A 24,999-nucleotide genomic window follows, 5' to 3' on the forward strand; every position below is an offset into this window, starting at 1 on the left:
ATGCAGGTTTTGCACTCTATTTTTGAAACGATTAATGAAAAAGAGGCCATTCAATTTTTACAATCACTCATTCAAGTGAACAGTGTGAATCAACCCGGAAATGAAAAAAGGGTGGCTGAGGTGATCAAGACTTATTTAGCATCATCCAATCTTCACGTTGAATTAGATGATCTTGGTAACAATCGAGCTAATATATTTGTTACCTATCCAAATGTTGCATCAGATGAAAAGTATTTAGTTTACAGCGGTCATTTAGATACCGTGCCAACGGGGAAGGTCGAATGGGAACATGATCCTTTTTCAGGGAAGGTAGTAGGCAATAAAGTATATGGGCGGGGAACGACCGACATGAAAGGCGGTGTCGCTGCCATGATCCTTGCTCTGAAATATTTAGAACATGCCGGAGTGAAACTAAAGGGAAAGGTACAGTTTGTCGGGACCGCAGGTGAAGAGGTTGATGGATATGGGGCAAAAAAAGTCGTCGAAAAGGGGCAAATAGACAAAGCAACAGCTTTGGTTATTTCGGAACCTAGTGAAAACCAACTATTCACTGCACATAAGGGCTGTTTATGGCTAGAAATTACTACAAATGGAAAAACAGCTCACGGTTCAATGCCAGACCAGGGTATTAATGCGATTTTAACGATGAATGAGTTTATAAATACTCTCCAAACCTATCAATTTGATTACACGCCACACACCTTATTAGGTCATCCAACGATTAATATTGGGACAATAGAAGGCGGTGTAAAAACAAATGTTGTACCGGATCAATGTAAATTGACTTTAGACATCCGAACCATTCCAGGCCAGGATAAAGATAAAATTTTAAAAGATATTGAAAATATGATCCAAGAAAGCTCCGTACGGTCACAATCCACTTATCAAATAAAGGTCATAAATAGTATGGAATCGGTAGGTACCAATGAATCAGATGATTTTGTGAAACTTGCTGTTAATACTGCTAAGAACCATTTTAACACAGAGCTAATTCCTTCAGGTGTTAATTATTATACGGACGCATCCGTTTATTGCCCTCATTTGCAAATTCCGACGATTATAGTTGGCCCTGGAAATCCAAAACTTGCACACCAGCCAGATGAATATATAGAAATTGATAAATTCATAGAATCTATCCGTTATTTTATGGCACTGGCCATTGATTATTTGGGTGTAAGCTAGTGCTTATTCGATAAGTGTATAATACCAGTATTATTTCTTTTTCTCAGTAGAGCAACATAATAATTTTGGCATGAAAATTGCAAAAAATATTAATGATACTTAAAAAGAGGAGTGAGGAATAGAAAAATGGTGGATAAATTTAGTTTATTAAATAAGACAGCGATTGTTACAGGCGGAAATAGAGGATTAGGAAAAACAATTTCTCTGGCATTAGCTAAAAGAGGGGCCAATGTCGTAATAGTGGGAAGAGATGTGGAAAGAAACCAACAAGTAGTCGCTGAAATTGAGAAATTGGACAGGAAAGCAATAGGGTTTTCGACAGACCTAACAAAGATCTCATCAATAAGTGAAATGGTTGAGACTATCGTTTCTGAATTTGGAACAATTGATATTTTGGTAAATAATGCGGGAACCTCTCAAACAAAATATGCTTTTGATGTAACAGAAGAAGAATGGGATCAGGTAATGGATTTAAATGTAAAATCGTTATTCTTTTGCTCTCAAACAGTTGCAAAAACGATGCAAAAGCAGGGGCATGGAAAAATTATTAATGTTTCCTCTGTAGTTGGGGCGGTAGGCGATATTGGAATAAGTGCTTATACCGCCAGCAAGGCAGCTGTTATTAATTTAACAAGATCACTAGCCTTAGAGTGGGCTAGATTTGGTATTCAAGTAAATGCAATTGGTCCGGCATATATCGAGACGGAAATGAATCAAAAGGAATTAAGCAACGTGAAAGTACGTGAAAAAATAATTAGCAAAACACCAATGAAAAGATTAGGAAATCCAGATGAAATAGAGGGTGCGATTATTTTGTTAGCCTCTGATGCCGGCAGTTTTATAACAGGTCAAACCATTTATATTGATGGTGGATGGCTTGCACAATAATTGCAAGTAAATGATGTAACTCCGTATGGAGAAATAACTAATTAATATTTCATATTTTTTGCATGAATAAAAAAACTCGCAAAAAAATTCCCATTATTGATAAAATGATATGTTTATTAGCAAACGAAATTTGATGGAATAGCAATTTTTACTTTGGCATGAAAATTGCATATTTTATTAATAAGTGGTGATAGGAATTACTTATCTTACTGGTTTCGTGGATAACTGAAAGGGGGGCTTATGTAAGCTTTACAAGGTAATGAAACTTCCCACTGAAAACGCTTACCTTATTTCTTTATTTGACTTGCCAATGGGAAGGAGCACCTGATGGAATCTTTGAAAATACAACAATTTACTTTAGGAAAACTGAAAACAAATAGTTACGTTATTACAGATGAGAAATCTTTTTGTATCATCATTGATCCGGGTGAAAATCCCTATGAATTAATTCGATATATTGGAAAAAGAAAAGTAGATTATATTCTATTAACCCATAGTCATTATGATCATATTGCTGGCTTGAATTTACTAAAAGATTACACAGATGCTTCAGTCATTGTCCATCATTCCGAGGCAGAATGGTTGTTAAATCCAGACTTAAATCATTCCGTTCAAATGAATACGCCGATTGTTTGTGAGTGGCCGGACATTTTATTAAATGGGGATGAATTGATTCAATGCGGCTCAGTTTGCATTAAAGCGATACACACTCCTGGACATTCACCAGGGAGTACATGTTACCTCTTAGATAATGACTATTTGTTTACAGGGGATACTTTATTAGCTGGAATTGTAGGACCAACTAATCTTCCGTATGGGGATCGGGAACTTATTAAGGAATCAATAAAAACCAGATTATACAGTCTCCCTAGCAATATCATCATTTATCCGGGCCATGGTGAAACGACAACTCTAGAATTTGAAAAAACGTATAATCTTCTGCCTAATATTAAAGCCTATTTCTAAAAGAGTGATCCGAATGATTAAGAAATAAGAGGTGAGAAGTTAATGAGATTAAAAGACAAGGTAGCCATTATTACAGGGGCTGGCAGTGGACAAGGGAAAGCTTCTGCAAAACTATTTGCCAGTGAAGGTGCAAGTGTTGTCATTGCCGAATGGAACGAAGAGAATGGGAAACAGGTCGAGCAGGAATTGGTCAATGCTGGATATACAGCTGTATTTATGAAAACAGATATTTCAAATGAAGAAAATGTACGTTCGGTTATTGACCAGGTGGTCGAAAGATTTGGACGTATTGATATATTATTTAATAATGCAGGCATTGGTTTTTCGTCCCGCTCCAGATATAAAATGGCTCCATTACTAGAAACACCTTTGGGGGATTGGAATCAAATTTTGTCAATAAATCTTAATGGAGTATACCTGATGTCTAAATATGTGTTACCTATTATGATTAAACAAGAAAGCGGCAGCATCGTTAATAATTCATCTTTAAATGGGGTTTTAGGTGTTACGGGTGCTGATGCCTATACGGCGTCTAAAGGCGGGGTTGTTGCATTAACAAGAGTCATGGCAGTAGATTACGGGAAACATAATATTAGAGTGAATTGTATTTGTCCGGGAGCAATCGATACCCCGATGATTGCAGAGGTATTAGATAATGAGAAAATCGCAAAAAGTTATGCAACCAATCCGCTTCGCAGAGTGGGTAAGCCTGAGGAAATAGCCCATGCAGCATTGTTTTTATCATCGGATGAATCCAGTTATATTACCGGTTTAATCATGCCTGTTGACGGTGGATGGAGTGTTGCTTAACACACAAAGCAATGCAAATGTTCCTTTGTCCTATGTGATTAAATAGTAGTCTCCTATCCATTTGATTCAGAAAATTGTGTTTATTATAGAACTAAAAACTTATTCAAAGGAGTGAATTTCATGGCCAAAATCTATGAAAAAGAAATAAATTTACAGGATTATAGTAAAGATGATCTACTTCATTTTTACGAAGTGATGGTGAAAATTAGAAAATTCGATGAAAATTTAATTCAGTTAATGCAAGATGGTAAGGTTTCGGGATTCTATCACTCCGGTATTGGATCAGAAGGAGTTTCAGCAGGCTCGATTTCCCGTAATCTACGTGATGAGGATTATATTTATTATAATCACCGCGGCTGTAACCAAAAAATTGCCAAAGGGGTTCCTCTATCAAAACTATATGGCGACTTTTTGGGGAGAGTAGAAGGAACGACAAAAGGATTAGGTGCCGGAATTGTCCATAGTGCAGATCCCGCTAGGGGAGTATTAGGTCAAGCAGGAACGATTGGTTCCCAACTTGGAATTAGTGTTGGTACTGCTTATTCTGCAAAATTTAAAGGAACAGACCAAGTAACACTTGTTTATTTTGGTGATGGTGCTGCATCAAGGGAACCTTTACATGGATCATTGAATTGGGCAGGACTCTATAAATTACCGTTAATTTACATTTGTGAAAACAATGAGTATGCAATCTCAAGTCATATTTCCGAAACTCATTCTGTTAAAGAGCATATTGCCGACTGGGCTGAAGGTTATGGAATTCCTAACTGTGTGGTAGATGGAAATGACGTTTTGCTCATGCATGAAGTAGTAAAAGAAGCCGTGGAAAGAGCAAAAAGAGGTGAAGGGCCAACATTTATTGAAGCAAAAACATTCCGCCACCGCGGGCACTTTGAAGGTGATCCATATGATTATGTTCCTGCAGAAGTGTTAAAGGAATGGAAAGAGAAAAGAGATCCAATTAAAAATTATAAGACTAGATTAATTGATGAGGGAATTTTTACTGAGGATGAGCTAGCTCATTTAGATAATCAAATAGATTCAGAAATTATAGCAGCAATCAAAAAAGCCGAGGATTCACCGCTGCCAGACCCAGAAAGAATTTTTGAAGGATTATTTGCTTAAGGGGGAGTAGAGTATGAAAACATTATCAGAGACCGGAGTTAAGGTGAAAACATTAACAATGCGTCAAGCCATTATCGAAGCATTATCGGAAGAAATGGAACGTGACCCAAGTACGGTACTTTTTGGTGAAGATGTCGGCAAATTTGGCGGTGTTTTTGGTGCAACAAAGGGACTGCATAAAAAGTTTGGCGATAGAGTATTTGATACACCGATAGCGGAAACAACCATTGTTGCTGCTGCATTAGGAATGGCAATTACTGGAGGGATTAGGCCAATTCCGGAGCTGCAATTCGGTGATTTTGTTGGAATAGCGTTTGATGAAGTGTTCCATAAATTAGGGAAATGGCGTTATATGCACGGAGGTCAAATGGAAATTCCCGTCACATTGCGCCTGCCAATAGGGATTGCCGGCGGGGCAGGGCCGGAACATTCTCAAAGTCCGCAGGCCATTTTTATGCATGCACCCGGCTTACAAATCGTTGTTCCTTCCACCCCATATGATGCAAAAGGTTTGTTGAAAACAGCGATTCGAGACAATAATGCTGTTCTCTTCTTTGAACATAAAGTTTTATATGATTTAAAAGGTGAAGTGCCTGCAGAAGAATATTTAATTCCATTTGGTAAGGCGGATGTAAAACGAGAAGGTACGGATGTAACGATTATTGCAACCGCACTCCAAGTGCATACGGCATTAAATGCAGCGAAAACCTTATCCGCACAAGGGGTTGAGGTAGAAGTCATTGACCCTCGTACTCTAGCTCCACTTGATATGGACACCATTTTAAATTCTGTCCGTAAAACGGGTCGAGTTCTGATTGTCCATGAAGAACCAAAAACGGGTGGATCGGGTGCAGAAATCGCTGCACGGATTTCAGAGGAAGCACTTTTTGATCTTCAAGCACCGGTAAAGAGACTGGGAAGCCCGGATGTACCTATTGCCCAAAGTATATACTTGGAGCAGTTTTATCGCCCAAGTGAACAACAAATAGTAGAAACCGTTAAGGAGTTAATGGAATACTAGAAAGCAAAATTCTTGTTCCTACCCTTATAAGGGTAGGAACATCCTAAAAATTTATTCGGACAGGAGTGGAAGAAATGAACGAGGTGAAAATGCCACGCTTAGGTGTAACCATGCAGAATGGAACAGTATCAAATTGGATTATTGATGAAGGAGATACAATCGAAAAAGGTGATTATTTATTTGAATTGGAAACAGAAAAATCAACTTTGGAAATTGAAGCGCAAACATCTGGAGTCCTGAAAAAAATAATTGTTCCTGCTGGTGAGGAAGTGCCAATTAACACGGTCATTGCGATTATTGCTAATGAAGATGAGGAAGTTGATTTGTCTCGATATACAGAAAGTACATCCTTAATTGAAGAGACTGCTGCCACACTTGAACAAATTGAATCAACGATGGATGAAAAAAAACCACAAGTACAAAATGAAAGCCAAAAAGGAAGTATTTCACCAAGGGCTCGAAAATTGGCGAAAGAATTAGGCGTAGCAATCGATGATGTCACAGGTACAGGAAAAAATGGACTAATTACGGAAGATGATGTTCGAAAGTCTGCTAGTTCTGCAAATTCCAATTCTTCTATTGCTATTAAAGAAAAAATTACCTTGAATAATATTCAACGAGCAATGTCTGAAAATATGTTGGATAGCTGGAGAAACGTTCCACAGTTTACACAAATGGTTTCCGTCAATATGGAAAAGGCTTTAAATGTAAAAAAGACACTTAGTGGTATTTCCCTGAATGATATGATTGTGAAGGCTGTCGGCAATGCTGTAAAGGTAACACCAATCGTAAATAGCAGGTTAGAAGAAAATCAGATTTTGGTTTTTGATGAGGTAAACATCTCTGTAGCTGTTAATAGCAAACATGGTTTAGTGGTACCGGTTATTAAAAATGTTGAAAATAAGTCAGTTACTGATATTTCTGAGGAAGTCAAAGATTTAGCTCAAAGAGCTGAACAAAATCAATTGACATTCGATGATTATTCAAATGGAACGATTACAGTTTCCAATCTTGGGAGCTTAGGGATTGAAACGGGCACACCAATTATCAATACCCCGCAGTCTACCTTGGTTTTTGCAGGAGCGATTCGAAAGACTCCAGTAGTGGATGAGAATAATGAAATCGTTGTAGCACCAATCATGACACTTTCAATTTGCTATGACCACCGTTATATTGACGGAGTTACTGGAGCACAGTTTACTAATGAAGTAAAAAATACTTTGGAAAATTTAACCGCAGACGATTTACTGTAAGAGATTTCTCTTACAGTTTTCTATAGAGGAGTGTTTGAAATGGGAACGATGAAAGCAGCTGTATACCATGGGCCGCGTGATTTAAGGGTTGAAACCATTGATATTCCAGAGGTTGGTGCCAGGGATATTTTATTAAAAGTGGATGCTTGTGGTATTTGTGGGTCGGATGTTCATAGTTATGGGACAGGATTGTATATAAAAAAGGGACAAATTATGGGCCATGAATTTTCCGGGGAAGTTGTCAAGGTGGGAAGGGACGTAAAAGAGATTCGGGTAGGTGAAAAAGGGACTGGTTTTTATTCCGAATTTTGCGGTTCCTGTTATTGGTGTAAAAATAAGCAATATATTCTATGCCCGAATTTGTTTAAAGCCTCAACTGGTTATGGACTTCCAGGTGCATTCGCTGAATATATAGTCATCCCAAATGTCAAGAAAAACATTTCCTTCTTTACTGTTCCGAATGAATTGGATAAATTTACAGCAGCAACGATTGAGCCTGTCTCAGTTGCTGCCCATTCTGTCGCTCTTTGCCAGCCTAAAATGGAGGATAAGATCGTCATAATGGGTGCAGGATTAATCGGAAATGCCATTATGCAAATTTTTAAAGAGTACGGAGTGGACAAAGTGGTCGTTACTGAAGTATCTGAGCAGCGATTAGCCTTTGCGAAAAAATTAGGTGCGGACCACGTAATTAATGCGGCCAAAGAAAATGTTATGGAGAGAGTCAAAGCATTAGTGGGGATTGGGCCTTATCATTTTAATGAAGGGGCGATGGCAGATATCGTAGTAGATGCCGCCGGAGCCCCTTCTGCAGTAGAACAGTCATTCGAGCTGGTCAGAAGCGGTGGAACCATTGCATTTGTTGGTCTTCCTGAAAAAAAAGCTTCCTTGGATACAACAAAGATTGTTCATAAGTCACCAAGGATTTTAGGCTGCTTAGGAGGAGATTTTAACAAGTCAATTGAATTGTTAAAAAATAAGAAAGTAATGACAAACGATTTAATTACCCATGTGTTTACTCTTGATCATGTGAAGGAAGCCTTTGAAACACAGATGAAACCACACAAGTCGGTAAAAGTAATGATTGAATTTTAACAAGAAATGTTGTAAAAAAAGAGTATTTCCCAAATTATGGATATCTATGGCGAATATCTGATATAAGTAGGCTAATAATTTGTCATTCTTTAATATTCAGAACTATTGGTTTGGAGAGTGATTGGGATGGAAAATATATATGCCTATAAAGCGCGTGTTCGATCTTTTGAAATGTCTGATCGGGAAAAAATATTAAAAAAAGCTTGGACCAATTACTTTAAGCTGGGAGTGGTTTCTGATGATACTCGTCCCGTTATTTCTACTTCCTGGAGGCGTTCCCAAAAGTATGGAATAAACCCTAATTTGGTTCAGGCTCCTATATGTTCTCCAAAGGTACTAAGAAAAAAACAAGAAGAAAACAAGGAAATTTTAGCGTTAATTCGGCCATTTATGGATGATCTATTTGATATAGTAAAGGGGACAGACAGCCTCATTGCTTTTTCAGATAAAGATGGAGTCGTGTTAGACCTTTGTGGTGACAGTGAAATTGCGATCAATGCAGCGCATGTTAACTTTACAGTTGGGGTCAATATGAGTGAAGCGTGGATTGGAACGAACTCAATCGGTTTAGCAATGGCACAAGGAAAAGCAGTTCATGTAGTAGGTGCAGAACATTATAGTATAACCTGGCATACCTCCCACTGCTCAAGTGCACCGATCAAAGACCCTTTTACAAACGAAATGATAGGAGTCATTACATTAATAGGATATGTACGTTCGGCACATTCTCATTCACTGGGACTAGTAAAAACAGCTGCTGACACGATTGTTAAGTTAATTGAACAAAAAGGGATAAAAAAAGAAACGTATCTTCTCAACAATTACTTTAGTGCTGCAATTGACTCTATTTCAGATGGAATCATCATTGTAAATCGATTAGGTGAGATGATCCGTATAAATAAAATTGCTTCTCACATGTTAAAAATACCTTTAATGGATCATGTCAAATGGAAATTAACTGATATTGAGCATTTGCAGCCGCTTTCTAAATACTTAGAAAAGGCAATTACGAGAAATGAAGTAATATTACAGGATGAATTCCAATTACACAATGAAGAGATGTATAAAATATTATTAACATCTAGAAGAATCATGGTTGAGGGAGAACACTTAGGTAATATTATCATTTTAAAGAAGAAAAAAAATAAGGAAATGATAAAGTTATCTGCTAAGTATACCTTTTCATCTCTAGTTGGAGACGACCCAGGCTTTAAACGTGCGATTAAGCTAGCTTCTAGAGCCGCTAGTACAGATAAGAGCGTATTAATCATTGGTGAAAGCGGAACAGGAAAGGAGCTTTTTGCCCAGGCGATTCACAATGAAAGCACCAGACAAACAAAGCCATTTATCGCAATCAACAGTGCTGCCATTCCTAAGGATTTAATTGCTAGTGAGCTGTTCGGATATGTTGACGGAGCCTTCACCAACGCAGTGAAGGGCGGAAAGAAAGGGAAGTTTGAGGTAGCAAATGGAGGAACTATTTTTCTTGATGAAATCGGAGATATGCCTTTAGAATTACAAGCACATTTATTGCGTGTTTTAGAGGAAAAGGAAGTAACGCCGGTGGGATCAAATTTTACAAAACCAATTGATATTAGAATCATTGCTGCGACGAATAAAGATCTGTTCTCTTTAGTTAAAGAAAATAAATTTCGTTTAGATTTATATTATCGATTGAATGTAATTTCTATTAACATACCACCTTTACATAAACGGAAACAGGATATTGAATTATTTGTGAAACACTTTCTGCCGACAAAAACATTAAGTACAGGTGTTTTAAAATGTTTTTATGAGTATGATTGGCCAGGGAATCTTAGAGAAATGAAAAATGTGATGGAACAAATTGAGATATTCTGTGACGACCCCATTGTTACAGAAGAATATTTACCGGACTATATTAAGTTGCAGTTTGAGGATAAAACGAATGGAGAAAGTCTGTATCAATCAGTAGCTAATGATACGAAAAAGGATACCATGATTATAACACTTAAAAATAGTAAAAGTGTTTCAGAGGCTGCTAATAAACTAGGTGTTTCTTCTAGTACTTTATATCGCTGGGCAAGTGAGTATCAATTAAATATAAAGGAATTAATCAAATAACAATAAAATGAAATCGAAATATCAAGATCAATAAAAAAGAATTTCACTTTAAAGGATCCACTTGGTTATCATCACCGGTGGATTTTTATTTTGTATTCACGGAATCAAAAATAAGAATTTCCTAGTAAAATTCTTATCGATAGTAAGAAAGTAGCGTCATATTTTTACGAAAGTATTGAAAATTAAGAAAAATTATGTTGGCATAAATATTGCATAATAATTATGTGAATCTTTATAGAAGGTTAGGAAGTTTGAGTCAAAAGAAATTAAATAAAACTTTATTTGTTTGAAAGCGTTTACCAAAAAAAGAAAAAATGATGACCAATCATTTTTGAAACGAGTCAATTAAAGGGGGTGGTGCAGAAAAGGAAGGGTGTAGATCTTTTTAACAAAAAATTAATTGAATTGAAAAGAGGGATGAAATGGAAACAATCGCTGGAAGTAGCATCCAAATGAAGGGATGGGGGAAACGACATACTGTTTTCCTTGCAGTGATTCTTACAAATTTTGTTGTATGGCTTGATGAAGCAATTTTTGGAACATTGACACCGTATTGGGGGAAGGAATTTGCCTTATCAACCACTGAGATCGCATCAGTATCCTCTGCCTATTTACTCGGATATTTTCCATTTTTATTTATTGCAGGAATTTTAGCAGATAGAATTGGTGCTAAACGGTTATTAATTACCTGCTTAATTGGTTGTACAATCATTAGTGCGTCGACCATATTTGTAGTTGATTTTACCCAAATTTGGTGGCGAAATTTCATTTTTGGTATGTTTTTCGGACTCTTGTGGGCACCGTGTAATCGTATATTAGCACTGTGGTTTCCAGCACATGAGCGAGTAAGGTTCACTGCTCTTTGGTTCAGTTCAACAATGGCGGCATTTGCATTAGCTGGCCCGATCGGACTTACAATCGCTGGCATTTTAAGCTGGAAAATTTCATTTTTAACCGTAACGATATTGGGAATTCCTATCCTCCTATTTTTTGCCCTAGTGGTTAAGGATCGTCCAGAAGAAAAACGAGGAATCTCAAAGGAAGAGTTGAAGTTCATTTATGGAGACAGCGATCAATTAGAATTACAGGCGGATAAATTTAAGTGGAGCTATTTTAAAGAAGTCTTAAAGAATCCTAGCGTGTATTTTATGGCAATTGCCGCTGGTTTGGCAACCACCCCTAACTGGTTAGCGACAACATGGGGATCGACTGGATTAATTAATGGATTCCATGTGTCACCTTCTACTGCGGGGGTCATTATTTCATTGATGTACGCCATACCAATGGCACTCGGTTTCACGAATGGCTGGGTAGTAAATAAATTATGTAAAGGGTATACGAGGGCTGCATTAGCCATTGGACCAGCTATCGGTGGTATTTCATTTATCATCGCAAGCTTTTTTGTACCTAACTATTTAGTTTATGCATTTTTAGTCTATGGATTCGCAGCGGTTAGTAATGTGTACTTCTGGGGCACGATTAATGTTTATTGGTCTGGCATCGCTCGCCCAGAAGTTATAGGAACACTAAACGGACTCGGTTCAGCCTTACAAGTGGCATTCGGTTACGCACTTGTCAGTATGAGTGGTGGCTGGGTAAATAACTCAGCAGAAGGAGCGGCTGCCTTTAGTAAAGTATGGTTAATTGGCGGTATCGTATTCCTTGCAACCATTGTATTAATCTTCCTATCAAAAGAAATCATGATCCATCAACAATATAAAAAAGAACCAAAAGAAGATTTAAAGAATGCTATAGAGATCTAGTCGGGAAAGGGTAAACAGAAAATGTTTTCTGTTTATCTTTACCCATTATTGAAAAGTTTACATAAGAAATGAAGGAGGAGAACGATGGAAGTTTTAGTAGAAAAAGAAACCAAGTATCATGTTGGAATTGATATTGGAGGCACATTTACTGACCTCGTCTTATCTGATCATGAAGGAAATGTAAATAGAGCAAAAGCGCTGACAACACATGGAAAATATACAGAGGGAATCATACATGCATTAAAAAAGATTTCTAAGAAAATGAATACAGACATAGAAAATATTTTAAGTAAAACAGAGTTATTTATAAACGGTACCACAATTGTCACGAATGCAATCGCTGAATTAAAAGGGGATATCGTTGGACTTATCACCACCAATGGTTTTAAGGACACGATGAGGATTGCTCGTTCGGCTAGAACAAATGATTACAATATGCATACCCAAACAAGTTTACCGGAAATTGTAAAAAGAAGTGCGATTGTTGAGGTAGATGAGCGGGTCGATTCTAATGGGAAAGTATTGATTGAGTTAAATGTTGAACAGGTGAAAGAAAGAGTAAAATATCTTGTTGAAGAAGAAAAAGTAGAATCCTTTGCCGTTTGTTTACTTTGGTCATTTAAGAATCCACAACATGAGCAGCAAATAAAGGCTATTGTTCAAGAAATGTATCCTGATAAATTTATTACCATTTCTAGTGAGATTTATCCAGTGGAAAGAGAATATGAAAGAATGGTAACAACTGTATTAAATTCGTTTAGCGGTCAAGCAGTTGAAAAGTACGTGGATATTTTGGAAGGTGAACTTAGAGAAAGGGGCTTACAAGTACCTGTAGGATTGATGCAATCAATCGGTGGAGTTTTATCCTCAGATGAGGCTAAATATCGAGCCATTAATCTGATAAACTCAGGACCTGTTGGCGGAGTTTTAGGGGCAAATAACCTAGGGAAACTGCTTGGGTTGAAGGACATCATTACAGCTGATATGGGAGGTACAAGCTTCGATACAGCCTTAATTAAAGATAATCAGCTTGGTTTGGCCCATCGTGCTGAACTGAATCGTTTCATGACGGGGCTAAGTATGGTTGATATTACAGCCATTGGTGCCGGCGGGGGAAGCATTTGCTGGATTGATGAACGGAATGCTCCAAGGGTAGGCCCTGAAAGTGCAGGATCATTTCCAGGGCCCGCATGTTATGGACAAGGGGGAGAAAATCCTGCGATAACAGACGTTGTCGTTGCGCTAGGAATGATTAACCCTGACTTATTTCTTGGAGGTGAGATGGAATTAAATAAGGAAGCCTCTGTTCAAGCGATAAAAAATAAAATAGCTGATCCGTTAGGATGGGATGTCAATCAAGCAGCATCAGGCCTATATAGAATTGTGGTTAACTCCATGAGTAATGCCGCAAGATCTGTTTCCATTGAAAAAGGATTTGATCCGCGTGATTTTACAGTCATCTCCTATGGTGGTGCAAGTCCACTATTTATTGCGCCGATTTGTAAAAATCTTGGGATTAAAAAGGTGATTATTCCGGCAAACTCGTCTGTGTTCTCAGCATATGGTTTATTATGGTCTGATAATATTAGAAGTTTCGCTCAAACAGTAAACTGGAATGTAAATTTGGGTGAAACGGAAGAGATCAATGATTTATTAAATGGATTGGTTGAACAGGCAAAGGATGCATTACATTCTAACGGTTTTGCCGAAGAGAATATTCAGGTCATTAAGGAAGGCGATTTTAAATTTTCCGGACAAGCTTTTGAAATTACCATTCCATTACCAGATGGAAATATTACGGCCGATGATAAGGAAGAGATTATTGCCAAATTTGTGGAAACGTATGAAAGACTTTACGGAGAAGGAACAGCATGGGAAGGCTCAGATGTCATTATGTTAAATTGCCGGGTGACTGGGGTAGGTAAAACGGTTAAGCCAAAAATAAAAAGTAATCAAAACAAAGTAAAAGGTGAAGTCACACCACATAAATTTAGTGAAGTATTTCTTCCAGATATAAACGAAGCAAGAAAGATACCTACTTTTGTTTCACAAGGTATCTATGTCGGAGATGAAATTTGCGGTCCTGCTATTGTGGAAGCTGGCGATACAACGATTTATGTCCCAGAGAACTCAACTATTTCTAAGGATGAGTACCTTAATTATGTTATGGAAATAAGATAAATCTTAACTAGGAGGGGAATGCGATGAAGTTAAATACGATGGATAAGATTACCTCGTCCAATTTGAATGAATTAGGCTATGATCCAGTGACAGCAGAGGTTGTTCAAATGCGTTTGGTAAATATTGTTGGAGAAATGGCTACAACCTTAATGAGAACATCAGGTTCTCCCATTTTAACGGAAGCACAGGATTTCTGTACAGCCATTTTTGACGATAACAATGAACATATTGCCTTCTCTGGTTATGTTATCACACATATTGGTTCATCTGTTGAGGGTGTCAAAAGTATTACAAACTACTATGACCTTGATTCGATTAAACCAGGGGATCATTTTATCGTAAATGATCCACATACCGCCGGTGCACTTCACCAGGGGGACGTAGCAATCATTAGTCCACTGTTTCATAATAACGAATTTATTGGCTGGTCATTTTCTAACGCCCATATTGCAGATATAGGCGGAATGTCTCCAGGAGGCTGGGCACCTGTTGCACGCGATCTTTATTCAGAAGCATTACGGTTTGTTCCCACAAGGATTGTGAATGAAGGGAAATATAATTATGAGTTATTTAACTTAATAAGAAGTAATGTACGGTTACCAGAACCAGTAGTTAATGATATTAAAAGTTTAATTGCAGCAAATAATGTCAGCCAACGCCGGGTTTCCGAGCTTATAGACCAAATTGGCATTGACGAATACCGCAAATATTGCGAAATAAACAAAGTTCTTTCTGAAAAGATGATGCGTGAAAAAATTTCAAAAATACCGAATGGCAGCTTTCAGACAGAAGATTGGGTTGAGTACGATGGTCATGGTGATAGTAAATTAGTGAGGGTCGGGTGTACGTTAACTGTAAATGATTCATCCTTACATTTTGATTTTAGTGATACTGATCAGCAATTAGATGCCTTTATTAATGCGGGATCCGGGGTAATGATTGGCATTGTTAATGGTCTGATGATGATCGGCTTAGCCTATGATATCCCAATAAATGCCGGGATATTACGCCCCATTGAAATTGATCTTGGTCAGCCGGGAACAGTGGTAAATCCTACAGTACCAGCTCCTGTGTCATGTGGACATATGGAAGGCGGACTTGCAGCAGGAAGAGCATTGTGGGAAGGAATGGTTCAAGCTTTGCAAAGAAGCGAGGATCAGACTATTAGGGAAAGAACGGCCGCACTTAGTCATTATTCTTGGCCCGGTAATAGCTGGGTTGGGCTTGATAAGGCAGGAAACTACACTGCATTTGCTGTTTTAGATTGTGGAAGCGGCGGTTTGGGCGGCCAATCCATTGGTGATGGGTTAGATATTTCCTGTCATGAAGTCATGTTAGGTAACTCCATTCCGGATGTTGAGATTAATGAAGGATTATATCCAATGTTGTACCTCTGGAGATCACTGAATTATGGATCAGGCGGCCACGGCTTTAACAGAGGGGGACAAGGAATTGACATTGCCTGGGTTCCGTATGGTACCGAAGAATTATCTGGAACACTTGAGAATGCGATGGCAGAAATCCCGACTCGGGGTGTCCTTGGCGGATATCCAGGAGCGACAAATTTATACAAGGTACATCGTAACGCTAAGTCACAGTCGTTTATTAAAGAGAAAAATCGGATGCCTTCATTACAAGAAATTGGCAATGAAGAAATTATGCCAAACCATGCTACTAACATTAAGCTGACAGAGAATGATGTCTTCCGTCAATTGACTGGTGGTGGAGGCGGTTATGGTGATCCTTTATTTAGAGAAATCCATAAGGTTGCGAAGGATGTAACGGATGGATTTATTACGGCGGATACGGCAAAGACGGTTTATGGAGTCCTATTTGAATCATCAAATGTGGTCGATGTTCAGGGAACAGAAGCATTACGAGGGAAAATACTTTCAAACCGTATTGGCAAAAAAGTATCCTTTTCAGACAAAAACCATACAGAGTTTGGCCTAATTTTAGCTGATAATGTGTTGAAATGTGCATGCTGCCAGGAATCAATTTCCACGAGTCATGAAGATTGGAGAGAAAAGGCTCTTGTGGATCAATTTCCTTTATCCAGCAGACTAAAAAGTTTAAATATTGAGATTCAAGATAGAAAAGAAGCCGACTTATTTTTAGAAGAATCCTATTGTCCAAATTGCGGTGTTCTCTTGGAAACAGCCATTAAAAAAAATGCATAAGTTTTGATTATTTGTCCATAAAGATTAATTCCAAAAAACTAGGAGGTTTTATTTATGTTTACAGCAACTAACAATATGGTTGATATTCTTGGAAAAATTAAAGAAGGGAAAGTCTTTGACCTAGGAATGCCATTAAAAAACTTTATGCCACATGCCCCGTTACATCCTCCTTTCCTATTTGCTCAGTGGGCAATGCATGGAGATTATCAAAGTGGATGTTGCTCTCCATCTAACGATTTGATTGTAATGGGAGGACATGTGGGTACCCATGTGGATGCATTAGGTCATATTGCAAAGGATGGGAAAATTTATGGCGGGATTGATGCTAAAGAAGTTCAGCATGGTCAAAAAGGGTTAGCTAAAGGGGGGGTAAATGAAATTCCTCCTGTTATTTGCAGAGGCGTGTTATTAGATGTTGCGGGCTATTTAGGTGTTGAACACATGGGTCCAAATGAACCAATTGATGCGGAACTTTTACAAAAAACAGCGGAAAAACAAGGTGTGACCATTCAGGAGAATGATATTGTATTAGTTCGTACAGGCTGGATTCAACACTTTGAAAATAATGAAGTATATACAGGTCACCATGATGGTTGTCCAGGGTTAAATGTAGATGGTGCTAAATGGATTTCAAGTAAAAAGGTACTTATGGCAGGAGCAGACACACTAGCATTTGAAGTATGGCCAAGTCCGGATACACCGGTCCATATTCATTTAATTGCAGAGAACGGTATACCTATTATGGAAATGGTGAATTTGGAAGAATTGGCTAAAGAAAAGGTCTATGATTTTACCTTTATCATGATCCCATTAAACATCGTAGGCGGAACCGCGTCACCTATTCGTCCAATTGCGGTAATTTAACTAATAGATTGAGAGAGGAGATTGAACGTAACATATGAGTAACTATTCGAAAGCAAATTGGCGCTCCTTAAATCTAGGGGAAATGTTAGCTCGTAATGCTAGAAAGACACCTGAAAAATTGGCACTAGTTTTCGAAAAAACAAAACTCTCTTATCGTGGGTTAAATAATCGAGTTAATCAACTAGCCAATGCATTATCGAAAAGAAATGTAAAAGAGGGTACAAAAGTAGCTATCATGTCCTACAATTCCCATCGGGTCGTAGAATCGTTTTTTGCTTGTAATAAGCTGGGGGCCGTTGCTGTACCCATAAACTTTCGGCTTATAGAAGAAGAAGTACGCTATATCCTTGCAAATTCAGACAGTGAAGTGTTCATTTTTGGTAAAGAATTTACAGAGTTATCAGATCGTTTAGTTTCCGGTAAGGTTGTTCGAAATGCCATTCAAATGGAGGGGGAAACCTCTGCTCATTCTGAAGATTACGAGGAAATAATCGCATGTGAACAGGTTGAGGAGCCTGATGTCTATGTCAGTGATGAATCCGATGCCTTTATCATGTACACTTCAGGGACGACAGGACGACCTAAGGGTGCCGTCCTAACACATAAGAACCTCTGGATGAATACGACGAATTGGTCAATGGAAATGCAGGTAACTAATTCTTCAGTCTGGCTTTCCGGATTGCCCCTTTTCCATATCGGAGGACTTAACGGTGTGTTGCCATTTATCTTTGTTGGCGGGACAAATGTGTTAACTTCCAGTACGGGATTCGCTCCAAAGCCAACACTGGAGTTAATCTCAGCCAGCCGTGCTACACATTGTTATTTTGTACCTACACAGTGGCAGCAAATTATTGAAGAAGATTTATCACAGTACAATCTTAAACAAATTAAAAAAGCTTTATGGGGTGCATCCATTGCACCAATCCCTGTCATTGAAGGGATATTAAAGGCGTTTCCATCTGTTGAAATTGTAAATGCCTTTGGTCAAACTGAAATGTCCTCCAATACATGCTTTTTAAAAGGGGACGATACCAGAAGGAAAATTGGTGCCGTAGGATTGCCGGCTGTAAATGTGGAAATTCGCATTGTGGATGATTTTGATCAGGATGTCCAGCAAGGGGAAGTTGGAGAAATTGTCTATAAAGGCCCTACTGTGTTTAAAGAATATTATAAAAATCCAGCTGCCACTGCTGAGGCTATGCGTAATGGATGGTTTCATTCAGGTGACTTAGTTTATCAGGATGAGGAAGGGTATATTTTTATTGTCGATCGTAAAAAGGACATGATTATTAGTGGCGGGGAGAATATTTATCCTGCAGAGGTTGAGCAGGTCATTCGAAAACATCCTTTGGTAGAGGACGTTTCGGTTGTCGGAGTTCCACATGAAAAATGGGTAGAAACACCAAAGGCGTATGTGGTAACAAAAGACAACGAGAAAGTAACTGCAGAAGAAATAGTCGAGCATTGCCAAAAACATCTGGCAAGTTATAAAAAACCAACAAGTGTTGTGTTTATTGATGAGCTTCCAAGGAATGCTGCAGGCAAAGTATTACGCAGAGAGCTGCGAGAACTTGAAAAAATCCAAGCACCATAAAGTAAATAATTTAGAGTGATAGATATATAAGAAATCACTGGTGATGTATAATGTCCAAACTTAGACGCAAATGGCAGATAATATGATTTGATGCAATGACACTTCTGGAAAAAAGTTTGATGATATTATACATCGTCTTTTTTTATAGATTCATTAATAGTATATAAGAGAGAACTTACTACTCATACAAAATTACAACTTTACATGAAGAGGAGGAAAATAATTATGATGACCCAAGAAGAATATATTGAAAGTCTTCGCAATCAAAAGAAGGAAGTTTATTTCATGGGAGAAAGGGTTGAAAATGTAGTCGATCATCCGGCGATGAGGCCGCATATTAATGCAGCATCTGTCACCTATAAACTGGGTACAGAAGAGGAATATGAAGAACTTGGGAGTGCCATCTCCCATCTGACTGGAAAGAAAATTAACCGCTGGACACATATTCCGCAAAATCAAGAAGATCTCGTTAAGAAAGCGATGATGCTTCGGGTTGCAGGACAAATAACAGGAACCTGTTTTCAACGATGTGTTGGAATGGATGGCTTAATTACTCTCTATTCAACAACATGGGAGATGGACCGAGATCTTGGTACGAATTATCATGAAAGATTTAAACGATTTTTAATTGATACACAAAATAATGACTATATGACAGATGGAGCCATGACAGATCCAAAAGGAGACCGTTCGAAAAGACCGTCAGAACAACAAGACCCTGATCAGTATGTCAGGGTGGTAGAAGAAAGAGAAGATGGTATTGTTGTTCGCGGTGCAAAAATGCATCAAACCGGTGCCGTCAATTCACATCAAATTTTAGTCATGCCGGGAGCTGCGATGACACCAAACGATGCAGATTACGCCATTTCATTCGCTGTTCCAGCCGATGAAGAAGGGATTGTCTATGTTTTTGGACGGCAAGTTAATGACAGCCGGAAATGGGAAGGAAAAATTGATCAAGGAAATGCAAAATATGGAGTGGTCGGTGGAGAAGCACTAATTATTTTTGAAGATGTATTTGTTCCATGGGAACGCGTATTCATGTATAAGGAAACCAAGTATACCGGAAAACTTGTTGATCGCTTCGCATCCTACCATCGTCAAAATTATGGTGCCTGCAAGGCCGGAAATCTTGATGTGCTGATAGGTGCAACAGCTTCTCTTACAGACATGCACGGAATCTCAAGGGCCAGTCATGTGAAGGAGAAGCTTTCAGAAATGGCACACTTAGTTGAAACCATGTATAGTGGAGCCCTTGCCTGTTCATTTAATTGTTCTAAATCTGGCTGTGGTACTGCTTTTGTTGATCCAGTGCTGGCAAATACATCTAAACTAAATACTGCCCGTTATTATCCGGAAGTAACAAAGATTTCACAAGATTTAGCAGGTGGATTTGTTGCTACACTACCATCTGAAAAAGAGTTGGATAACCCAAGGATTGCTCCCTATATTCATAAATACTATCGTACAGGTGAAAATGTAGATCCTATTCAAAGAATTAAAATGGGACGCCTTATTGAAAATATGACCGGTTCTACTCCAATAATCGAGTGTATGCATGGTGCGGGATCGCCGCAGGCACAAAAAGTGGTCATCCAAAGATCGATCAATTGGGGAGAAAAGATTAAATTTGCTTCGGAAATTGTCAAGGATACAGAGGAACCAAGTGAAGTAAAAAGATAATTTACAAGGAATTATACATTTTTGCTGCCCGAGTAGATGCCCATTTGCAGCTACTCGGCTTCGTTTTATGTAGATTTTTTTACATAGTATGAGACAAAATGAAAATGGGAGGAATGATTATGTCAAAGGTTCTCGTTATCGGAACAGGAACAATGGGAGCAGGAATCGCTCAAGTAATTGCACAAAATAATCACGAGGTCACATTATTCGATCAATCCAAAGAGCAGCTTGAAAGAGGAATGGGCGGTATTGAAAAGCAGCTTAATTCTTTAGTAGAAAAGGGGAAAATAGATTCACAACAAAAAGAATCCGCATTAAATCACCTAGAACCAACCTCAACCTTGCCACAAGTTTGTTTTGATATCATCATCGAGGCAGTACCTGAAAAGAAGGAGATTAAAAGTGCCGTTTTTAAACAAATGGATAAAATCAGTGATGAAAAAACCATATTAGCTACAAATACTTCATCGATTAGTATAAGTGAAATATCGTCGTATATAGAAAAACGAGATCAAGTTATAGGACTGCACTTTTTTAATCCGCCCACCATTATGAAACTTGTAGAAATCATTCGCGGCCAACGGACAGATGATAGGATTGTAACGAGAAGTAAAGAGTTTATCCATTCAATTGGAAAAGTACCGATTGAAGTGAATGAAGCCCCTGGCTTCGTTGTAAACCGAATGTTAGTCCCTATGATTAATGAAGCTGTATTTCTTTTGTCGGAAGGAGTCGCATCAACTGAAGAAATTGATCAATCAATGAAATTAGGTGCAAGTCATCCGATTGGGCCACTAGCTTTAGCCGATTTAATCGGTTTAGATGTGTGCTTACAGGTAATGGATGTTTTATACGATGAGTTTTCAGATAGTAAATACCGCCCAGCTCCACTCTTACGTAAAATGGTTCGGAGCGGCTACCTTGGACGAAAAACCAAAAAGGGATTTTATTCCTATTGATTAAAAATGGGCATTTTCAGGAAATCGAAGCAGGGAACAGGATGACAGTATTATTTTAATAAGAAAGGATGAAGAAAATGAAAGATATCTATATTTTAGAAGGAGCAAGGACACCGTTTGGTTCATTTGGGGGAGCGTTAAAAGATGTGGGCGCGACAGAACTCGGGGTGACCGCAAGTAAAGAGGCGATCAGACGAAGTGGGATAGAACCGGATCATATTGACTTCTCTGTTGTAGGGAACGTTATCCACACTGCCCGTAATGCTTCCTATCTAAGCAGGCATATTGCCTTAAAATCAGGAATTCCAATTACAAGCCCTTCCTTAACGGTTAACCGTTTGTGTGGCTCAGGCTTGCAAGCAGTGATATCGGCTGCCCAGTCCATCATATTAGGGGAGGGTGAAGCCGGTTTAGCTTGTGGAACTGAAAATATGAGCCAGTCACCGTATGTAATGAATGGCAGCCGCTTTGGAACAGGCTTAAAGAGTCCGCAATTAGATGATATGTTGTGGGCTACGCTCACTGATGAATATAGTGGAATTGGTATGGGGATAACAGCTGAAAATATAGCTAAGAAATATAATATATCACGTGAAGAACAAGATGATTTTGCTTTACAAAGTCAACAGAGGGCATCTGCTGCGAGAAAAAGTGGTGTATTTCAAAAAGAAATCGTTCCAGTTGAAATAAAGAATAGAAAAGGAAGTTTATTGATAACAGAAGATGAGCATATTCGGGAAAATACTAGTATAGAAGCATTAAGAAAATTAAAATCCGCATTTGAAAAGGAAGGAACGGTTACCTCTGGGAATGCCAGTGGAATTAATGATGGAGCTGCATCACTTGTGGTTGCTAGTGACTCCTTTATTTCTAAGCATGCTAAGTCACCGCTTGCCCGTATTGTTTCCTGGACCATTGCAGGGGTTGAACCTACATTAATGGGAATCGGGCCCATTCCAGCTATTCAAAAACTCTTAAAAAAGGAAAATTTAACGATTCAAGATATTGATTTATTGGAAGTAAATGAAGCTTTTGCTTCACAGTATTTATCTGTTGAGAGGGAACTAGGTTTAAACCGTGAAAAGACGAATGTTCACGGGGGGGCAATCGCTCTTGGACATCCGGTTGGAGCAAGTGGGGCGAGGATTTTATATTCGCTTATACTAGAATTAAAGAGAATAAACGGACGTTTCGGGGTTGCTTCTCTCTGTATTGGGGGAGGCCAAGGAATTGCGATATTAGTTGAAGCATGTTAATTTTTATTATTAATAGGATAATAAATATTGATTAGTTAAAAGATAATCCACCCTTCTTGATAGGGGTGGATTATTCTCTATTTTGAACTTGTAGGGCTCTTTTACAGCACGAACTACTGCGTGCGTAATATTTTGAACTTGAACATCAATACCCATCCCGGTTTCAATAAACATTCATTTTTCCATAATTGATTGATCAACCTTTCAATTTTCTTGCAATACAATAATTTACCGCAGGAAAAAGCGTGGGAGCTGGTTACCTTTGAAATTTTATTCATAATGGTGTTAAAGCTACCCTATAGTTGAACAAGATAAAGTGTGTTATTCATTATTTGGTTTTATCATTGGTTTTCCATCCTTATCCAATAACGGGGTAATTCCCCCTGCATATCCACTCCAACTAAATAAATATTGAATTCCTGTTTCTTTATCTACTATTATTCTGTTTCCATTAGCCACGCCATTTTCTGTAAGGATTTCTTCAAATCTCTTATTTGAGCTTTTATTCTTCTCTGAGTCTTTTTTAAACATTTTTTCGCCCCCATATTCATTTAAATGTTAACACTATTACTGAAATTTCAAATAACACCTTTTTATACTATAATCTTAGCAGGAAATTATTGCAAAAGTAGTAAAAAGGCAACAATTTTCTTGATAACAGCCCATTGTATTAACCTGCCCGTTCGTACTGTAAGGATCCCTTCAATGATTAGTATTATAAATCACATAATAAGTCCTTCTGCTTTAAGCAGTAAGGGCTTTTTAGAATTATTATAAATCATGTCTGTTATTTTTGTCCTAAATTCACATAGAACAGAACTATTCGGAAAAAATGTATATGAAATGGTTTTTATTAGAAGAGGTGACAGGATGAATCCTTATGTTGAGGTCAGAGGTGTTTCTAAGATTTTTGGTACGAATCCAAAAGTAGCGATTGATTTATTAAAGCAAGGGAAAACGAAGAAGGAAATTTTGAAGGCTACCGGTCAAACCGTTGGGGTCAAGAATGTTTCCTTTGAAATTTACCCCGGTGAAATATTTGTCATTATGGGTTTATCCGGAAGCGGGAAATCCACATTGATTCGAATGTTTAATCGCCTAATTAAGCCAACAATTGGGGAAATCCTAATTGAAAATGAGGATATTGTGAAGATGAATGACGCGCGGCTAAGGGAAGTCAGGCAGAAAAAAATCAGCATGGTGTTTCAGAACTTTGCGCTGTTTCCTCATAAAACGATCTTGGAAAATACGGAATATGGTCTGGAAATCCAGAAAGTTCCCGTTGAAAAGCGCCGGGAAAAAGCATTTAGTGCACTGGAGGTTGTCGGATTAAAAGGGTACGAAAACCAGCTTCCCAAACAATTGAGCGGGGGTATGCAGCAGCGGGTAGGGCTGGCTAGGGCGCTCGCTAGTAACACAGATGTGATCTTGATGGACGAAGCTTTCAGTGCACTTGATCCATTAATTCGAAAAGATATGCAGGATGAATTGCTGGAGATCCAAGAAAAATACAAGAAAACGATCATTTTTATCACTCATGATTTGGATGAGGCACTAAGAATCGGTGATCGGATTGCATTGATGAGGGATGGGAGTATTATTCAACTGGGAACACCAGAACAAATTTTGATGAATCCTGCCAATGAATTTGTCGAGAAATTTGTGGAGGATGTGGATTTATCAAAAATATTAACAGCCACACATGTGATGAAACCGGCTGAAAGAATCGCAGTTGATCGCGGGCCGCGGGTGGCCTTGGAAATCATGCGGAAGCAGGGATATTCAAGTGTATTTGTCGTTGATCGAAATCGAAAATTACTGGGAGCGATAACCGCTGAAGAGGCGCGACAGGCTATTGATCAGAATCAATCGATTGCAGAAGTCATGTCAACAGATATTCCAACCGTTTCCGGAGAAACTGTACTTGCTGATTTGATGGACGTGATGGCCACATCGAGTCTGCCTATCTCCGTTATCGATGAAGAACACCGCCTAAAAGGCGTGGTCATTCGTGGTGCGGTTATTGGGGCATTGGCAGGAAATAAAGATTCCTTGAACGATTTGGAGAGTGAATGA

General features: G+C 38.4%; 20 protein-coding genes. 18 read left to right on the top strand and 2 right to left on the bottom strand.

All coding sequences use genetic code 11. The features are described from left to right. From BABA_RS03870 to BABA_RS03950, 17 genes are all read left to right on the top strand, one after another. A complete protein-coding gene (locus BABA_RS03870) occupies positions 1-1,182 on the top strand; it encodes a M20 family metallopeptidase (protein ID WP_007083824.1) in 1,182 nt (393 codons plus the stop codon). Positions 1,183-1,308: 126 nt separating this feature from the next. Beyond that, complete coding sequence (locus BABA_RS03875) at positions 1,309-2,070, top strand: SDR family NAD(P)-dependent oxidoreductase (protein ID WP_007083825.1); 762 nt, start codon at positions 1,309-1,311, stop codon at positions 2,068-2,070. Positions 2,071-2,397: 327 nt separating this feature from the next. Further along, positions 2,398-3,036 (top strand): MBL fold metallo-hydrolase, encoded by a 639-nt coding sequence (locus BABA_RS03880; RefSeq protein ID WP_007083826.1) that lies wholly within the window; start codon positions 2,398-2,400, stop codon positions 3,034-3,036. 42 nt (positions 3,037-3,078) lie between these two features. Beyond that, positions 3,079-3,846, top strand: coding sequence for an SDR family NAD(P)-dependent oxidoreductase (locus BABA_RS03885; protein ID WP_007083827.1), 768 nt, complete (start codon positions 3,079-3,081; stop codon positions 3,844-3,846). Between the two features lie 120 nt (positions 3,847-3,966). After that, the gene (locus tag BABA_RS03890) at positions 3,967-4,971 is read left to right on the top strand and encodes a thiamine pyrophosphate-dependent dehydrogenase E1 component subunit alpha (protein WP_007083828.1); all 1,005 of its coding nucleotides are present in this window, start codon (positions 3,967-3,969) and stop codon (positions 4,969-4,971) included. A gap of 13 nt (positions 4,972-4,984) precedes the next feature. Further along, positions 4,985-5,992 carry an alpha-ketoacid dehydrogenase subunit beta gene (locus BABA_RS03895; RefSeq protein ID WP_007083829.1) on the top strand — a complete coding sequence of 336 codons (1,008 nt, stop codon included), beginning with the start codon at positions 4,985-4,987 and terminating at the stop codon, positions 5,990-5,992. A gap of 74 nt (positions 5,993-6,066) precedes the next feature. Next, positions 6,067-7,245 carry a dihydrolipoamide acetyltransferase family protein gene (locus BABA_RS03900; RefSeq protein ID WP_007083830.1) on the top strand — a complete coding sequence of 393 codons (1,179 nt, stop codon included), beginning with the start codon at positions 6,067-6,069 and terminating at the stop codon, positions 7,243-7,245. A 39-nt stretch (positions 7,246-7,284) separates the two neighbouring features. Then, positions 7,285-8,340: a zinc-dependent alcohol dehydrogenase gene (locus BABA_RS03905; RefSeq protein ID WP_007083831.1), complete on the top strand. Its 1,056-nt coding sequence runs from the start codon at positions 7,285-7,287 to the stop codon at positions 8,338-8,340. Between the two features lie 126 nt (positions 8,341-8,466). Then, positions 8,467-10,443, top strand: a complete 1,977-nt coding sequence (locus BABA_RS03910; RefSeq protein ID WP_007083832.1) for a sigma-54-dependent Fis family transcriptional regulator — start codon at positions 8,467-8,469, stop codon at positions 10,441-10,443. Between the two features lie 422 nt (positions 10,444-10,865). Then, complete coding sequence (locus tag BABA_RS03915) at positions 10,866-12,206, top strand: MFS transporter (protein ID WP_007083833.1); 1,341 nt, start codon at positions 10,866-10,868, stop codon at positions 12,204-12,206. Between the two features lie 84 nt (positions 12,207-12,290). Further along, on the top strand, positions 12,291-14,387 hold the full coding sequence (locus tag BABA_RS03920) for a hydantoinase/oxoprolinase family protein (RefSeq protein WP_007083834.1): 2,097 nt from the start codon (positions 12,291-12,293) through the stop codon (positions 14,385-14,387). Between the two features lie 23 nt (positions 14,388-14,410). Continuing rightward, positions 14,411-16,567 (top strand): hydantoinase B/oxoprolinase family protein, encoded by a 2,157-nt coding sequence (locus tag BABA_RS03925; protein WP_007083835.1) that lies wholly within the window; start codon positions 14,411-14,413, stop codon positions 16,565-16,567. A 54-nt stretch (positions 16,568-16,621) separates the two neighbouring features. Next, entirely contained in the window at positions 16,622-17,431 is an 810-nt protein-coding gene (locus BABA_RS03930; RefSeq protein WP_007083836.1) for a cyclase family protein, read from the top strand. A gap of 34 nt (positions 17,432-17,465) precedes the next feature. Then, on the top strand, positions 17,466-19,025 hold the full coding sequence (gene menE, locus BABA_RS03935; RefSeq protein WP_007083837.1) for an o-succinylbenzoate--CoA ligase: 1,560 nt from the start codon (positions 17,466-17,468) through the stop codon (positions 19,023-19,025). A gap of 225 nt (positions 19,026-19,250) precedes the next feature. Continuing rightward, positions 19,251-20,708: a 4-hydroxyphenylacetate 3-hydroxylase family protein gene (locus BABA_RS03940; RefSeq protein ID WP_007083838.1), complete on the top strand. Its 1,458-nt coding sequence runs from the start codon at positions 19,251-19,253 to the stop codon at positions 20,706-20,708. A gap of 113 nt (positions 20,709-20,821) precedes the next feature. Further along, complete coding sequence (locus BABA_RS03945; protein ID WP_211214155.1) at positions 20,822-21,667, top strand: 3-hydroxyacyl-CoA dehydrogenase NAD-binding domain-containing protein; 846 nt, start codon at positions 20,822-20,824, stop codon at positions 21,665-21,667. A 77-nt stretch (positions 21,668-21,744) separates the two neighbouring features. After that, positions 21,745-22,923 (top strand): acetyl-CoA C-acetyltransferase, encoded by a 1,179-nt coding sequence (locus BABA_RS03950; RefSeq protein WP_007083840.1) that lies wholly within the window; start codon positions 21,745-21,747, stop codon positions 22,921-22,923. Positions 22,924-22,932: 9 nt separating this feature from the next. On the opposite strand, the gene BABA_RS27960 is transcribed toward BABA_RS03950, so the two are convergent. Then, the gene (locus tag BABA_RS27960; RefSeq protein ID WP_268870139.1) at positions 22,933-23,097 is read right to left on the bottom strand and encodes a Lin0512 family protein; all 165 of its coding nucleotides are present in this window, start codon (positions 23,095-23,097) and stop codon (positions 22,933-22,935) included. Positions 23,098-23,244: 147 nt separating this feature from the next. After that, complete coding sequence (locus BABA_RS03955; protein ID WP_007083841.1) at positions 23,245-23,454, bottom strand: DUF6440 family protein; 210 nt, start codon at positions 23,452-23,454, stop codon at positions 23,245-23,247. A 339-nt stretch (positions 23,455-23,793) separates the two neighbouring features. Between BABA_RS03955 and BABA_RS03960 the strand changes: the two genes are divergently transcribed. Continuing rightward, positions 23,794-24,999 (top strand): quaternary amine ABC transporter ATP-binding protein, encoded by a 1,206-nt coding sequence (locus tag BABA_RS03960; RefSeq protein ID WP_007083842.1) that lies wholly within the window; start codon positions 23,794-23,796, stop codon positions 24,997-24,999.

Origin of the sequence: Neobacillus bataviensis LMG 21833, assembly GCF_000307875.1 — a bacterium.
Classification (GTDB): Bacteria; Bacillota; Bacilli; order Bacillales; family Cytobacillaceae; genus Neobacillus; species Neobacillus bataviensis.

Excerpts from the sequence above, each read along its gene's own strand:
- BABA_RS03870 (WP_007083824.1), top strand. The coding sequence starts at position 1 with ATGCAGGTTTTGCACTCTATTTTTGAAACGATTAATGAAAAAGAGGCC.
- BABA_RS03875 (WP_007083825.1), top strand. The coding sequence starts at position 1,309 with ATGGTGGATAAATTTAGTTTATTAAATAAGACAGCGATTGTTACAGGC.
- BABA_RS03880 (WP_007083826.1), top strand. The coding sequence starts at position 2,398 with ATGGAATCTTTGAAAATACAACAATTTACTTTAGGAAAACTGAAAACA.
- BABA_RS03885 (WP_007083827.1), top strand. The coding sequence starts at position 3,079 with ATGAGATTAAAAGACAAGGTAGCCATTATTACAGGGGCTGGCAGTGGA.
- BABA_RS03890 (WP_007083828.1), top strand. The coding sequence starts at position 3,967 with ATGGCCAAAATCTATGAAAAAGAAATAAATTTACAGGATTATAGTAAA.
- BABA_RS03895 (WP_007083829.1), top strand. The coding sequence starts at position 4,985 with ATGAAAACATTATCAGAGACCGGAGTTAAGGTGAAAACATTAACAATG.
- BABA_RS03900 (WP_007083830.1), top strand. The coding sequence starts at position 6,067 with ATGAACGAGGTGAAAATGCCACGCTTAGGTGTAACCATGCAGAATGGA.
- BABA_RS03905 (WP_007083831.1), top strand. The coding sequence starts at position 7,285 with ATGGGAACGATGAAAGCAGCTGTATACCATGGGCCGCGTGATTTAAGG.
- BABA_RS03910 (WP_007083832.1), top strand. The coding sequence starts at position 8,467 with ATGGAAAATATATATGCCTATAAAGCGCGTGTTCGATCTTTTGAAATG.
- BABA_RS03915 (WP_007083833.1), top strand. The coding sequence starts at position 10,866 with ATGGAAACAATCGCTGGAAGTAGCATCCAAATGAAGGGATGGGGGAAA.
- BABA_RS03920 (WP_007083834.1), top strand. The coding sequence starts at position 12,291 with ATGGAAGTTTTAGTAGAAAAAGAAACCAAGTATCATGTTGGAATTGAT.
- BABA_RS03925 (WP_007083835.1), top strand. The coding sequence starts at position 14,411 with ATGAAGTTAAATACGATGGATAAGATTACCTCGTCCAATTTGAATGAA.
- BABA_RS03930 (WP_007083836.1), top strand. The coding sequence starts at position 16,622 with ATGTTTACAGCAACTAACAATATGGTTGATATTCTTGGAAAAATTAAA.
- menE (WP_007083837.1), top strand. The coding sequence starts at position 17,466 with ATGAGTAACTATTCGAAAGCAAATTGGCGCTCCTTAAATCTAGGGGAA.
- BABA_RS03940 (WP_007083838.1), top strand. The coding sequence starts at position 19,251 with ATGATGACCCAAGAAGAATATATTGAAAGTCTTCGCAATCAAAAGAAG.
- BABA_RS03945 (WP_211214155.1), top strand. The coding sequence starts at position 20,822 with ATGATTATGTCAAAGGTTCTCGTTATCGGAACAGGAACAATGGGAGCA.
- BABA_RS03950 (WP_007083840.1), top strand. The coding sequence starts at position 21,745 with ATGAAAGATATCTATATTTTAGAAGGAGCAAGGACACCGTTTGGTTCA.
- BABA_RS27960 (WP_268870139.1), bottom strand. The coding sequence starts at position 23,097 with ATGTTTATTGAAACCGGGATGGGTATTGATGTTCAAGTTCAAAATATT.
- BABA_RS03955 (WP_007083841.1), bottom strand. The coding sequence starts at position 23,454 with ATGTTTAAAAAAGACTCAGAGAAGAATAAAAGCTCAAATAAGAGATTT.
- BABA_RS03960 (WP_007083842.1), top strand. The coding sequence starts at position 23,794 with ATGAATCCTTATGTTGAGGTCAGAGGTGTTTCTAAGATTTTTGGTACG.